Below are 12,673 nucleotides of genomic sequence, written 5' to 3' on the forward strand. Positions count from 1 at the left end.
AATAAGATAACTGATTCGTTATTTCTCAGTCTCTTACTTGCTTAGTTTTCAATGATCTCAAACTTCTGAATCTCTCGACTCTTCAACTCGAAGTGTCTCCGTTTGTGGATGGGAATTATAGGAGGATATTACTTAGAGATCGCTTAATATTTGAAGAAGTTTGTCTGAAGTTTTCGGTTTGTTTAAAGATTGTGAAAAGTGGTGATTATGCGTCTATAATCCAACCACCACCAATTAGTTTATTTTCATCATAAAATACTGCAGCTTGTCCTACAGCAACACCAAAAACACCCTCTTCAAGTTCTAAATAGGCTTTATTATCTTTAATCTTAACATGACAAGGTACAGCTTTCGTTCTGTATCTCAATTTTACAGTAGTATCAAACTCTTTTTTATCATGGAACATATTAAGATTATCAAGTACTACTTCTCTGCAAGCAAGGTCTTCACGTTTACCAACTACGATTTGGTTTTTTTCAGGAATGATTTTTGTAACAAAATGCGGTTCATGTGCACCTTTAACTGTAAAACCTCTTCGTTTTCCAATTGTATAGTGCATATAGCCTTTATGTTCACCTACTACATTTCCATTTACATCAAGTACTTCACCAACCTGGTCAACTTTTACATAATCTTTAAGTACATCTGTATAAGTAGTTTCTACAAAACAAATTTCGCTCGACTCTGCTTGAGATGCAAAAGATTCTAAGCCCTCAATAGAAGCGGCTAATCTTTTTATATCACTCTTTTTTCTCTCACCAAGAGGAAACTTCAATCTTGGCAGGATCTCTTTGTTTACATAAAAAAGAAAATAACTTTGGTCTTTTGTATCATCTTCTGCTTGATAAAAATACTCTCCATCTGTTTGAATATAATGCCCAGTTGCTAGATACTTTGCACCAACTTTGTCTGCAAACTTGATCATCTCACCAAACTTCATCGTTCGATTACAAAGTGCACACGGATTTGGTGTTTTTCCTTCAGCATATGTATCAATAAATGGTCGAAATACATTCTCATTAAATTTATCTTGCAGATCAAGAACATGTAGTTTTATTCCTACAAAATCAGCAGCTTTTTGTGCACGAGCAAGATGTATTTCATGGTATCCCGGTTTTGAGTGAAGTTTCATATAGAGACCTTCTACCTCATAACCCTCTTCTTTGAGCAAAAGTGTTGTTACCGTAGAATCAACACCTCCACTCATACCTACAAGAACCTTATTTGAATTTAATTCCATACTCTGACTTATCCTTTAAGTTGATTGAGACGCTCTTTTTTTGTCCCAATAGTAGTAATTTGTACTCCAAAGTTTCCATCAACAATAACAACTTCCCCTTGTGCAATCACATGGTTGTCAACTAATATTTCCAGTGGATCATTTGCAAGCTGATTAAGTTCAATTACAGAACCAATATCCATATTCAGTACATCTTTTAAAAGCATGCGTTTTTTTCCAATTCTTACACGTACTGGCAGTTTGACATCCATAATAAGAGCAATGTTTTTCATCTCTTCACTGCTTAACTTTATAGATTCATCATCACAATTATTATCTTCTGTAGTAGACCCTTTAGATGCTTCACTTTCTAACGACTTCTGACTATCATCTGAACCATACAGTGCATTATAAAGTTTATCATCAATGATGAACATTAAAAGAGAGTTTATACTATCTAGAGAAAACTTGTATACAAACATTCTGCTAAATGATTCTAAGCTTACCTCTTCATCATCTTTTACAAGCTCAATACTTTCTACTGAAAAAGAGAGTACTGGAAGCTCTTTTTGAGCTGAGAGTGCATTTGAAATCGCACCAAAGATATTAGACACTATCTCTTTTGCTGCATCCATATCATCATCATTAACATCATCTCTCTCGCTTGGTTCTTCACCCATCATCATATCTGAGAGTGAAGCTGCTAAATTCGGTGGTAAGGCTACCATTACATCAGCATCTACATCACCGCTTACTTTAATTTTCACCAATACAATTGGAGGAACAATATTTGAGATAATACTTAACTCTTGCTCTTCTTTTAATTCTAAAGATGGTGCTGCTCCAACAAGGGCTTCTATCGTACCAACTGTCTCTTCTTCAAAGAGTTTCATAAAATCACTCATCTAAATATCCTCATCTTCAACTAAATCATCTTCATGGATAATATCTCGTACACCTGATATCTTTTCATGTCTCTGTTTTTCTAAATTTTCAAGAGCACGTTTAACAGCATCTTTTTCTGTCTCAATTATCTCTGTAATCTGTATGGACTTTCTAAAACGTCTCAGTCCTATTTCACCACGGAAACGCTCTTTACCATCAACCGCAACAGTTATAATATCATCTGCTGCACTTGAGAGTCGCAGGACATCACCAACCTTTAACTCCAAAATATCAGCCATTGTGAGGTCCGCTTCTCCCAAGTTTGCCTCAATGTTTACTTTTGCACCACCGAGAAGTACTTTTAACTCGGTATTTCTACTCTTTTTCGAGCTTGTTTCATTCAGCATCAAATCTCGACTTGCCAGTTTTGGTAGAATCGGCTCTAATGAGATAACAGGGTAACAAATATTCATCATACCTGAAGAGTGCCCGATGATTATCTCCATAACTACCATCACAACAATCTCATTTTGTGCAACGATTTGAACAACATTTGGGCTTGACTCTTTGGACTCTACTGTTGGGTAAACCTCCATCACAGGTCCCCAAGCCTCTTTTAGAGTACTCATCATAACACGTAAAATTGTCTCAAATAGTGAAAGTTCGATATCTGAAAACTCACGTGAAGCATCAAAAGGTTCACCCTTGCCACCAAGTAGTCTATCTAACATTGGAAAAGCAATGGATGGATTGATCTCAATAACACCGCTTCCCTCCAATGGTTTCATCGAAAAGACATTAAAAGATGTAGGGTTTGGCAAGGACATCAAGAACTCACCATAAGTCATCTGGTCAACTGAGTGAAGTTGAATCTCTACGATCGAACGCATAATAGAAGAGATTTGTGAAGCCAAAGAGCGCGCCATTTTATCATGTACCCCACGAAATGCACGAAGCTGTTCTTTGGAAACACGGTTTGGACGTTTAAAATCATACAGCGTAACTTGACGTTGAGGAAGAAGATTTTCATCACCGCTCTCTAGGACATCATCACCTTCATCTTCAACGACGTCAAGTAGTGCATCAATCTCTTCTTGAGAAAGTATATCTGCCATACTACGCTCCTATCCCTTCTTTAATTTTTTGAATTACAGATTTATGTATCTGTGAAATTCTGGATTCTGTTATGTTTAGTATATTACTAATCTCTTTGAGTGTCAACTCTTCAAAGTAATATAACTGAATAATCATCTGTTCTCGTTCTTTATAGGTAGAGAGTACCTTTTTAATCACCTCAACGAGCTCATCTTTTTCAATCTGTGCGAGTGCTGCACCCTCATCACCAACTTGTAGTTGGTCATGAAGAGGCATAACTGTATAGATATTTGATGCGATTCGTGCTTCATGGATCTTGTTGATATCTTCATCCAACATCTCCGCCAACTCTTCATCACTTGGTTCGTCATCGTGTGTGAGACGATACTCTTCGACTGCATAATCTATCTGTTTAACAAGTTTACGGCTTGCACGTGAGAGTATATCCAAACTTCTGAGATAATCCAGCATCGCACCATAAACTCTCTTTTTTGCATAACCCCAAAAAGAGTCATTTAGATTTTCATCATACCTGCGGGCAAGTTTAATGAGCTCTTCCGTGCCTATGGCAGAAAGATCTGAAAAATCAACAGAACTAGGTAGACGTTCTTTAAGACGAAATGCCATCGCCTTAACTGCTGGAAGGTACTGAAGTGCGAGTTCATCTTCTTTATGTTTTAAGTCTTGAACATATGCATTGGCTATCATGATTGTTTTCCTGCAGGGTCTTCATTGTTCATTTTTATCGCTATATCTGTAATTTTACAGGCTGAATCTATCAGCTTTTCACGCTTATTTATCTCTTTTACAAAGAGATCAAGTTCTATCTCATGCCTCTCTTTAGGAAAATTATAGGCTTTTACCGTAATTGTTCTGTAGTATAGTGCAATAATAATATGCGAAAAAAGATAAAAAAATGTCGTTATGAGAAAAGTATATGTAAGCAATCCTTCTGCATCAAATGACTTTAGTATACCAAAGATGATACCTACAAAAAAGCCCCATACAGTAAAGAAATAGACAAAATTCTCACCTAACATAACCTACCCCAACAAAGTTTAAAAATGATCCATAAGCCTTCTAAAAAGACCTGATAGGCCACTCTCATTAGATGTAACCAGCACATTTCGTTCCAGCTTCGATGCGATTCGGTTAGCAATTTGCTCTATATCACGTGTTGCAGCAGCCGATGGATAGAGTGAACAAAAGAGTGCTCTTTGTTTGATTGCACTTGCTACTTTGGCATCAGAATTGATCTTACCAACTAACCTTAAGTCTAAGTCCGTACCTATATTTGCGTGAGCTACTTTTTTTATTTTATCAAAAATACCAACAGCCTCTTTCTCGCTCTTGACCTGGTTCATAATCATACCAACATCATCACGCAATGTTGCAATCGTTTTGATTGTAGCATAGGCATCGGTAATAGCTGCAGGATCTGGAACTGTAACGACTATAACATCATCAGCAGCATTCAAAAACATCTGGATATGTTCACCGATACCTGCTCCTGTGTCTATTATCATCACATCAAGTTTATCTAGTACCTGTGCCTCTTCCATAAAACGCTCAAAAAGCGCCATATCAGAATACTTCAAAATCTCATCACCACTCTCACCAGGAATCAAAATAAGATTTCTCGTAATTGGAATGAGAATATCACTCACACTAGCCTCACCTTTTAGCACATGCAGAATATTTTTTTTGATTTTGACATTAAACATAACATCAAGGTTTGCAAGACCGATATCCGCATCAAAAATACCAACATTAAGACCACGCTGTGCCAAGATGTATGCAAGATTTGAGCTGATAGTACTTTTTCCGACACCACCCTTGCCTGAAGTAATGGCAATGAAACGAGTCTTTTTTGATTTTTTTGGACCTTGATTACTACTTGAAGCAACAAGTTCTTCAAGCTTTTCGGCTTGATGTCCTATCATACTTTACTCCTGTTAAATCCATGCAACAGAGACTCTACCAAAAAGTCACTTGATGCCGGTACCAAATCTTCCGGAACTTCCTGTCCAACTGAAAAATAACTGATCGGTTTCTTTGTCTCATAAGCTAATGAGAATATATTACCAAAGCCCATCGTCTCATCCAGTTTTGTAAACATCAGTGTGTCAATCCCCAAAGATGAAAAATTTTCATAAGTCACTTTCAAGTCTTCATACTTGATTGAGCTTGGCATTACCAAAACGACATCTACATTGTAGTCTGTATTATTCGCGTTCAAGCATTCATAAATCTTTTCAATTTTTCCTTTATCATAAGGAGAAGAGCCCATTGTATCGATTAAAATATAGTCACAATATTTCAAAGAATCCAGTGCATGAGAGAACTCAGGAGGGTCCACTACAGTCTCAATACCAAGCTTCATCATTCTTGCATACTGCATCAACTGCTCAACAGCACCTATACGATAGGTGTCAAGCACAACAAGGCCTACTTTATATTTTTTCTCCATTAAAAAAGAGTAACGTGCTGCAAGTTTTGCAATGGAGGTTGTTTTTCCAACTCCGGTAGGACCTACAAGCATAATAACTTTTTTGCTACCAACTGTAGGGGTACTCTCTCGTCTTATAGGTACCATTTTACGCAATATTGTCTGGAAATAGCGTTTGACTGTTGCAGAGTTCTCTCGCATCTTTAGAGGCATATGTTCTAAAGTTATCTGCATCAGCATATCAAGATGTTCTCTGTTCATTCCACTTTGTGATGCGAGTCTGTAAATCTCTGCAAACTCTGGCGGAATTTGATTCTCTAAGTCAGGTGCCTTTTCATCCCAAAACATATTTTGGATGATTTTTACCTTGTCTGTAAGCTTGTTAATCTCCGCTTTTATCTCTTTAAGTTCTTTTGGTTCAACTGCCGGCTGCACTGATGATTGCTTTGTACTCTGCATTGGTTCCATGTACTCTTTTAAAGGATCATCTACAACTTTACTGATCTCTGAGATCTGTTTTGCTGCGTGAGAGATATCATAAAGCACATCTTTTGATTCATTTTTAAGCGGTTGCTGCTTTGAGAGTGGCTTTTGTGTTTTTTTGTACGTTGATGGGATCATCTCTTCATCAATACCGATGACTATCTCATAGAGTGCTTCTTTACCTAATGCTTTTTTTTGAATCTCTTTGGTCTCAATGAGCATTCCCTCATCACCAATCTCCATCTTTGCTTTTTTAAGTGCTTCTGATGGAGTACGACCTGTAAATGTTAAAATCTTCATCTTCTAAGCCCTGCAAGTGGAATCACTACACTCTCACGTTTAAACCACTCTGCGTGAGGAATAGTTAAATCATCTGTTTTGATTTGACGGTTATCAAAAAATATAATATCCAAATCTAATGTCCTTGGTGCATTCGCAAAACTTCTACGTCTGCCAAATTGTTTCTCTACTCTATGCAAATAACGTAAAAAAGTTTTTGGTGCCATCGATGTCTTTACTATCATGATTGAGTTAAAAAAATCATCCTGGTCTTTATATCCAAATGGAGGATTTTTTAAAATCAATGATGTTTTTAAAAGTTCTACCTGTTTCTGCCGTTTCAAATAAAAAAAGAGATGTTCAAACCTGCGACGAACATCTCCAATGTTTCCACCTATTCCAATCGTTACTTCATATGGTAATGAAGTTTTACTTTTTGAGACATATGGAAAGTGCAAGCCATAAAAAGCCGTTAAACCTTTTGATACCCTGCGTGAGAGATACATTGGTCTACGCTTGTGCCTTTTGAGCTTGTGCCTGTGCTTCTTGAGCAGCTTTGATCTCATTCATGATTTGAAGCATACCCATCATTGCCAAGTGATATCCAAACGGACCAAAACCGATAACCGAAGATGCACATACTGGTGCGATTAAGTTTTTCTGACGGAACTCTTCACGACGATAAACATTACTGATATGAACCTCAATAGTAGGAATACTTACAGCACTTATTGCATCACGGATAGCGATTGAAGTGTGTGTATATGCAGCAGCATTAATAATAATTCCCTGCGCTTCACCATAACACTCTTGAATTTTATCTACCAACTCACCCTCTAAGTTACTTTGAAAAAACTCAATCTCAACACCATTTTGAGATGCAACCTCTTGCATCTGTGCATGAATTTGCTCTAGTTTCATTGGACCATAGATATTTTGCTCTCGAACACCAAGCATATTTAAGTTTGGACCTTGAATCACTACTATTTTCATTATCAACCTTTTTATCTTATTTCAATTTTGGTATTTATTTTACCTAAAGTATTATTAAATAGAGTTACAATAAAAGAAAAGTATTTAAATTATTTTTTAAAGTGTATAATTATAAATAAAAAAGAAAGCGATTTAAAAGAGTATATGCAAATAATTACACCACATTACATTATGCTACGAGACAGAGTTGTAACAGGTTTATCTGTTGCCTTTGAGAAACGTATTAAAAAAATAGCACCTTTTGAAGAACTCATCGAAGAGTTTCCCGATGCAAAAGTAACAACACTGCGTGAACATTCACTGCTTATGCCGGGACTTATCAATGCTCATGTTCACATCGAATTTTCAAAGAACAAAACAGAGCTGAGTTACGGGGACTTTATCAACTGGCTCTACAGTGTTATAGAAAACAGAGCTGACTTGGTGAATGAGTGTGGCATAGAATGTATGTCTGAGGCCATTGACAAAATGCTTGCCAACGGAATTACAACATTTGGAGCTATCAGTTCCCATGCCATGGACTTTGAGGCCTGTGCAAAAGCAAAACAAAATGTTGTCTTTTTCAATGAGCTTATCGGCTCACAAGCGACAATGGCAGATGCACTTTGGGGTGATTTTCTAGCAAGACTTGATGCTTCAAAAACCATAAAGCGTGAAGGTTTTTATCCGGCTGTAGCGATTCACTCACCTTACTCAGTTCATCCTATCCTTGTTAAAAAAGCGATCGATATTGTAAAAAATGAGAACTTAAAACTGACTGCTCATTTTATGGAGAGCGTTGCTGAGAGAGAGTGGCTTGATGAGAGCAGTGGTGACTTTAAGGAGTTTTTTGAAAAACTGCTTTCTCAAAAGCAGAGCGTAAGCTCCGCAGACGAGTTTTTAAGCTATTTTGAGGGTACTAATGCACTCCTTACGCATGTTACCAATGCAAATGAGAGTGAGATAAAAACCATTGCAAAAAATGATTATACTATCATTCACTGTCCAATCTCAAACAGATTATTAGGCAATCCAACACTCAACATCAAAGAGCTTAATGAGAATAACATCTCATGGATTGTAGCGACTGACGGACTGAGCTCTAACTATGAGCTGGACCTTTTTGAAGAGATGAAGATATCGCTCTTTATACACAGTGATGCTCCACTGCTTCAATTAGCCCAGGCACTCCTTGATGGAGTAACAATCCATGCAGCAAAAGCACTTGGTCTTAATACCGGAGAGATTGCAGAGGGGAAAAATGCTGATATGCTTGTAATTGACTTGGAAAATGAACCAACAAAAGAACTGCCGATTCATTTAATATTACACCGATATAATATCTCAAAAGTTTATATCAACGGAAAACTAGAAATTGGAGAAGTTTAAATGGAAGTAATTAAAAAGATTTTTTCACCTATAACAGGGACAATAAACTATATTCAAAATCACTTCAAAGCCATGCTCTTTATCTTACTGCTCGTTATTCTTTTCGCACCGACAAGTGAGCAGGAATTTACGCCAAACAATCTGCAGAAAATATCTTTAATCGGTCCGATTATGGATGCAAGTGACATTATAGAAAAAATTGATAATGCTACAAAAAATGATGCGATAAAAGGTGTTTTACTTACAGTTGATTCACCAGGTGGTGCTGTTGCCCCATCTGTTGAAATTGCCTATGCCATTAAACGATTAAAAGAGAAAAAACCTGTTGTTGTCTATGCAAAAGGAACCATTGCAAGTGGGAGTTACTATGCAAGCATCTGGGCAGATAAAATCATTGCAAATCCGGGAAGTATGGTTGGAAGTATTGGTGTTATCATGCAAGGAGCTGATTTAAGTGGTGTTATGAATAAAATTGGCATCAAAAGTCAGGTTGTCAAAGCTGGTCTTTACAAACAAGTTGGAACATCAGACCGACCCTGGAAACAATATGAGATCAATGAGTTAAACAAAGTTATTCAAGGTACTTATGATATGTTTACCCAAGATGTAGCTCGTGCCAGAAAGCTTGATCTTAAAAAAAGAGATATGTTTGCAAATGCACACATATTTACAGCTACACAGGCAAAAGATGTTGGACTTATTGATGAAGTGGGTGTAGAGTATGATGCAAAAAATGCAGTTATTGTAATGAGTGGTGTCTCACAAGCCATCTGGAATAAAGAAGATAAATTTGACAAACTTATGAAGAAGCTAGCTGCAAATACAGCAGTCACTCTTCATACTTATTTTCCAGAATTAATACTGAAGTAATAGAGCCTAAAGCTCTTTTGCTTCTATTACACTCTCTTTGTTTTCAAAAATTCTTCGTACTCTGTCTTGCCATAGTTGACCAAATTTTTTCATATCATCTGGTGTTGCCGCTCCACTTTGCATCTTCTGCATCAAAGGCATCATTTCCGGATCAGCCGGTATGGATGATGGATTGTAAATCACATCAACACTTTGATTATTATCAACACGTGTAAAGCGGCCGCTTGCATTGATATCGGCACTAAAATGCATCAATGAATGACGTGCGAACTTCCCGCCTAAACCTTTAAAACCACTCTTATCAGTTGCACCTGTGATGTGTGAGACAACATTACCGATAACGCCGGCTACTCCATCTTCCAAGACCTCTGCAAACTCTACTTTTATATTGCCACGTACTGCCCTTTTATCTGAGTAAAGCGCTTTGAGTGCTGCTGCTGTCATCAGATAAGCACCGGCTACTGTCGGACAAGAGTGTCCTGCAGCTTTAACAACTTCGATATATGATATCTCATACTCACCATTTTCAAAAGCACCTAAAACCTTTGCTAAGGGGTCTACCAAACGAATACTCTCTACTTTATCATAAAATTCCGGATAATGCATCTATATCTTCCTTTTGTTTAAAACTTTTGCTTCAATAACGACACGTTCACTCTGTGCCTCAAAACTCTCACCAATTTCCAGTTCTTCAATATCTATGACTTGATTATTGCGCGAGATCTGTGCAAAACCTTTTTTTGTTTTTAATTTCGGATGATTGGATTCTAGCATTTTTCGTAAATGAATGAGTTGATTTTGCGCAAGATTAACGATAGAGTCCATAGCTTGAGGAAAACGATCTTTGATATTTTGCAGTTCTTTTGTTTTGGATGTGATTTTAAACTCTATTGTCTGTCTGAATCTCTCACGCAACTGTGCGATCATCTCTTTTTGCTGTTCTATTTTCTTTTCTACAGAGTGTTGCATATAGGAGAGTTTGAGATGCTCTAACTCTTGCTTTTTACTCTGCAATTTTTGCCCAAGCAGTTGCGAGAACTGTTCACTGAGTCCGTCTATACTCATATAAAGCTCATTCGTATCTGGCAGTATCATCTCCATGGCAGCACTTGGAGTTGGAGCTCGCAGGTCTGCAACAAAATCACTGATAAGCCAGTCTATCTCATGCCCCACTGCCGAGACTATCGGTGTTTGTGCATGAAAGATTGCATCAGCAACACTCTCTTCATTAAAAGCCCACAGATCTTCTATGCTTCCACCACCACGTCCAACTATAATTACATCATACTCTTTTGTATCAGCCACTTTAATTGCATGAGCAATGGAAGCTGCCGCACTTTCACCTTGAACCAGTACATCATAAACATCAATCTCTAAGAGTCTGTAGCGTGCATTGGCAACACGTAGCATATCTTGCAAAGCTGCACCTGTCGCAGAAGTAATAAGGGCTATTTTTAATGGAAATTTTGGTAGCGGTTTTTTTCTCTCTGGAGTAAAATACCCCTGATCTGAGAGTTTTTGTTTAAGTTGTTCATACGCCAAAGCCAAAGCACCCTGTCCTGATGGCTCGATACTAAAACAGTTTATCTGATAGCTTCCACGAGGTTTATAGAGAGTAAGTGCTCCGTCAATGATGACTTTTTGTCCCTCTTGGAGACGAAACTTTAATTTACTTGCATTGCCACGAAACATAACACAGCTAATAGCCGAATCTCTATCTTTTAAAGTAAAATAGATATGTCCAGAGTTATGAAAGGTAATGCGTGAGAGCTCTCCCTCTACAAAAACACGCGAAAAGCTCTCTTCTAAAAGGTGTTTTATCTGTTCATTCAGGGCTGATACTGAGAGTGTGTGCATACTATTTCTCATATTTTAAGGTAAGTTTTCTCTATAGAGTGTCATAACATAGATACTCTTTTTTTCTTCATCATACATGTAAATAATTGAATAGCTTTGATAGACCAGTTTTCTTGTAGCTTTATATATCTCATCTGCCGGTCGTCCAGCTTTTGGAAAAGTCTCAAGTGTTGCAACAATAAACTCTTTTAATTTGTGTAAATATTTGTGAGTCAATTGTTTTGATTGTGTCTTTTCATAAATATATTCTGTAATCTGCTCAAGTTTGTTTGAGGCAGTTTTTGTGAAGTAAATCTTAATCTTCATATTTTTTCAGGATTGATTCAAATGCTGCATCAACACTAAAGAGATCACCGTCTTGTATCTCTTGCAATGACTTTTTAATATCCTCTTTTATTTCGTTGTAGCGACTCAGTGGCATTAAAACAACATTTTGATTATTTTTACTTGTAATAATGCACTCTTCATCCTTTTCACAAGCCTGAGAGATAAGTGATTTTAGATTGTTTCTTGCGTAAGAGTAATTTACTGCCTGCATTTGTCATCCTTTTAAATATTGTACAATTTTTTGACAAATATGACAAACTGATGTATTAGCCTCAGACAAGAGTCTGGGCAAGAAAGGAGAAATGAAAGATAGAACTTAAAATTTATACCCTACTAAGAATTGAAATCTACTTAATTTATCAACTGCAACATTTGCATTATAATGTGTTCCACTGACTGTCAATCCAACATTTGTACTACCTGATGTGTTCAATGCATAATCATACATCGCACTTGCATAGAAGTTTTTATTAATATCATAATCAATACCAATTCGTCCCATTATTGCATTTGTATCTATATCATAACTTGACTGATCCCATGTTACAGTAGTACTATTCACAACATCTTCAGAATATTTTAATCGTACATAAGAAAGACCAAGATATGGTTTGATTTTACTCTCTTTAATATGAATACGATAATCATATCCTAATGCTATTGAGTACAAAGAGGAATTACCACTTGTATTATATTTTGAATACTCTAACCCAATTCTATGTGTATCATTGTAGGCACGCATCCCATTTGGCCACCCCGCGCATTTTGATTTGGCCAGCGCGCGCATGAATACTTGGCCACCTCACGCACTTGTTATTTGGCCACTTTTTCTTCTTGATGCGTATATA

General features: G+C 37.0%; 16 protein-coding genes. 2 read left to right on the forward strand and 14 right to left on the reverse strand.

Going from position 1 to position 12,673, the window contains the following annotated elements; all coding sequences use genetic code 11:
• Window positions 1–205: 205 nt before the first annotated feature.
• From mnmA to aroQ, 9 genes are read right to left on the reverse strand one after another with little or no spacing between them, the layout of a single operon-like run.
• Window positions 206–1,240: a tRNA 2-thiouridine(34) synthase MnmA gene (gene mnmA / locus MNY27_RS10385; protein ID WP_152184927.1), complete on the reverse strand. Its 1,035-nt coding sequence runs from the start codon at window positions 1,238–1,240 to the stop codon at window positions 206–208.
• Between the two features lie 8 nt (window positions 1,241–1,248).
• Complete coding sequence (fliY, locus tag MNY27_RS10390) at window positions 1,249–2,124, reverse strand: flagellar motor switch protein FliY (RefSeq protein ID WP_152184926.1); 876 nt, start codon at window positions 2,122–2,124, stop codon at window positions 1,249–1,251.
• Window positions 2,125–3,219, reverse strand: coding sequence for a flagellar motor switch protein FliM (gene fliM, locus MNY27_RS10395; RefSeq protein WP_346392293.1), 1,095 nt, complete (start codon window positions 3,217–3,219; stop codon window positions 2,125–2,127).
• 1 nt (window position 3,220) lies between these two features.
• Window positions 3,221–3,907, reverse strand: a complete 687-nt coding sequence (locus tag MNY27_RS10400) for an RNA polymerase sigma factor FliA (RefSeq protein ID WP_188109520.1) — start codon at window positions 3,905–3,907, stop codon at window positions 3,221–3,223.
• Window positions 3,904–4,239, reverse strand: coding sequence for a hypothetical protein (locus MNY27_RS10405; protein ID WP_152184924.1), 336 nt, complete (start codon window positions 4,237–4,239; stop codon window positions 3,904–3,906). Before MNY27_RS10405 ends, MNY27_RS10400 begins: the two co-directional genes overlap by 4 nt.
• Before the next feature lie 18 nt (window positions 4,240–4,257).
• A complete protein-coding gene (locus tag MNY27_RS10410; RefSeq protein WP_152184923.1) occupies window positions 4,258–5,142 on the reverse strand; it encodes a P-loop NTPase in 885 nt (294 codons plus the stop codon).
• Entirely contained in the window at window positions 5,139–6,431 is a 1,293-nt protein-coding gene (gene flhF, locus MNY27_RS10415; protein ID WP_152184922.1) for a flagellar biosynthesis protein FlhF, read from the reverse strand. The genes MNY27_RS10410 and flhF overlap by 4 nt, the downstream gene beginning before the upstream one ends.
• Window positions 6,428–6,976: a 2-amino-4-hydroxy-6-hydroxymethyldihydropteridine diphosphokinase gene (gene folK / locus MNY27_RS10420; protein ID WP_246153870.1), complete on the reverse strand. Its 549-nt coding sequence runs from the start codon at window positions 6,974–6,976 to the stop codon at window positions 6,428–6,430. Before folK ends, flhF begins: the two co-directional genes overlap by 4 nt.
• Window positions 6,921–7,403, reverse strand: coding sequence for a type II 3-dehydroquinate dehydratase (gene aroQ, locus MNY27_RS10425; protein WP_152184921.1), 483 nt, complete (start codon window positions 7,401–7,403; stop codon window positions 6,921–6,923). Before aroQ ends, folK begins: the two co-directional genes overlap by 56 nt.
• A 144-nt stretch (window positions 7,404–7,547) precedes the next feature.
• Here aroQ and MNY27_RS10430 point away from each other — a divergent pair, with 144 nt between their 5' ends.
• Window positions 7,548–8,771, forward strand: coding sequence for a metal-dependent hydrolase (locus MNY27_RS10430; protein ID WP_152184920.1), 1,224 nt, complete (start codon window positions 7,548–7,550; stop codon window positions 8,769–8,771).
• Complete coding sequence (gene sppA / locus MNY27_RS10435) at window positions 8,772–9,641, forward strand: signal peptide peptidase SppA (protein WP_346392294.1); 870 nt, start codon at window positions 8,772–8,774, stop codon at window positions 9,639–9,641. It abuts the gene before it with no gap.
• Between the two features lie 6 nt (window positions 9,642–9,647).
• Here the strand turns inward: sppA and MNY27_RS10440 are convergent, their stop codons facing one another.
• The 5 genes from MNY27_RS10440 to MNY27_RS10460 all read right to left on the reverse strand — a co-directional run bounded on the left by MNY27_RS10440 (window position 9,648) and on the right by MNY27_RS10460 (window position 12,567).
• Window positions 9,648–10,247: an FmdE family protein gene (locus MNY27_RS10440; protein ID WP_152184918.1), complete on the reverse strand. Its 600-nt coding sequence runs from the start codon at window positions 10,245–10,247 to the stop codon at window positions 9,648–9,650.
• Window positions 10,248–11,498 (reverse strand): exodeoxyribonuclease VII large subunit, encoded by a 1,251-nt coding sequence (gene xseA, locus MNY27_RS10445; RefSeq protein ID WP_152184928.1) that lies wholly within the window; start codon window positions 11,496–11,498, stop codon window positions 10,248–10,250.
• A gap of 15 nt (window positions 11,499–11,513) precedes the next feature.
• Complete coding sequence (locus tag MNY27_RS10450) at window positions 11,514–11,804, reverse strand: type II toxin-antitoxin system RelE/ParE family toxin (RefSeq protein ID WP_152184917.1); 291 nt, start codon at window positions 11,802–11,804, stop codon at window positions 11,514–11,516.
• Window positions 11,794–12,036 carry a type II toxin-antitoxin system Phd/YefM family antitoxin gene (locus MNY27_RS10455; protein ID WP_152184916.1) on the reverse strand — a complete coding sequence of 81 codons (243 nt, stop codon included), beginning with the start codon at window positions 12,034–12,036 and terminating at the stop codon, window positions 11,794–11,796. Before MNY27_RS10455 ends, MNY27_RS10450 begins: the two co-directional genes overlap by 11 nt.
• 105 nt (window positions 12,037–12,141) lie before the next feature.
• Complete coding sequence (locus MNY27_RS10460) at window positions 12,142–12,567, reverse strand: OmpW family outer membrane protein (RefSeq protein ID WP_152184915.1); 426 nt, start codon at window positions 12,565–12,567, stop codon at window positions 12,142–12,144.
• Between the last annotated feature and the right edge of the window lie 106 nt (window positions 12,568–12,673).

This window comes from Sulfurimonas sp. NWX79 (genome assembly GCF_039667035.1).
GTDB lineage: Bacteria > Campylobacterota > Campylobacteria > Campylobacterales > Sulfurimonadaceae > Sulfurimonas > Sulfurimonas indica.

Coding starts and splice junctions, on each gene's coding strand:
- MNY27_RS10400 (WP_188109520.1), bottom strand. CDS start 3,907: ATGATAGCCAATGCATATGTTCAAGACTTAAAACATAAAGAAGATGAA.
- MNY27_RS10450 (WP_152184917.1), bottom strand. CDS start 11,804: ATGAAGATTAAGATTTACTTCACAAAAACTGCCTCAAACAAACTTGAG.
- xseA (WP_152184928.1), bottom strand. CDS start 11,498: ATGCACACACTCTCAGTATCAGCCCTGAATGAACAGATAAAACACCTT.
- aroQ (WP_152184921.1), bottom strand. CDS start 7,403: ATGAAAATAGTAGTGATTCAAGGTCCAAACTTAAATATGCTTGGTGTT.
- fliY (WP_152184926.1), bottom strand. CDS start 2,124: ATGAGTGATTTTATGAAACTCTTTGAAGAAGAGACAGTTGGTACGATA.
- MNY27_RS10405 (WP_152184924.1), bottom strand. CDS start 4,239: ATGTTAGGTGAGAATTTTGTCTATTTCTTTACTGTATGGGGCTTTTTT.
- MNY27_RS10410 (WP_152184923.1), bottom strand. CDS start 5,142: ATGATAGGACATCAAGCCGAAAAGCTTGAAGAACTTGTTGCTTCAAGT.
- mnmA (WP_152184927.1), bottom strand. CDS start 1,240: ATGGAATTAAATTCAAATAAGGTTCTTGTAGGTATGAGTGGAGGTGTT.
- MNY27_RS10455 (WP_152184916.1), bottom strand. CDS start 12,036: ATGCAGGCAGTAAATTACTCTTACGCAAGAAACAATCTAAAATCACTT.
- MNY27_RS10460 (WP_152184915.1), bottom strand. CDS start 12,567: ATGCGTGCCTACAATGATACACATAGAATTGGGTTAGAGTATTCAAAA.
- fliM (WP_346392293.1), bottom strand. CDS start 3,219: ATGGCAGATATACTTTCTCAAGAAGAGATTGATGCACTACTTGACGTC.
- folK (WP_246153870.1), bottom strand. CDS start 6,976: ATGAGATCAAAGCTGCTCAAGAAGCACAGGCACAAGCTCAAAAGGCAC.
- sppA (WP_346392294.1), top strand. CDS start 8,772: ATGGAAGTAATTAAAAAGATTTTTTCACCTATAACAGGGACAATAAAC.
- flhF (WP_152184922.1), bottom strand. CDS start 6,431: ATGAAGATTTTAACATTTACAGGTCGTACTCCATCAGAAGCACTTAAA.
- MNY27_RS10430 (WP_152184920.1), top strand. CDS start 7,548: ATGCAAATAATTACACCACATTACATTATGCTACGAGACAGAGTTGTA.
- MNY27_RS10440 (WP_152184918.1), bottom strand. CDS start 10,247: ATGCATTATCCGGAATTTTATGATAAAGTAGAGAGTATTCGTTTGGTA.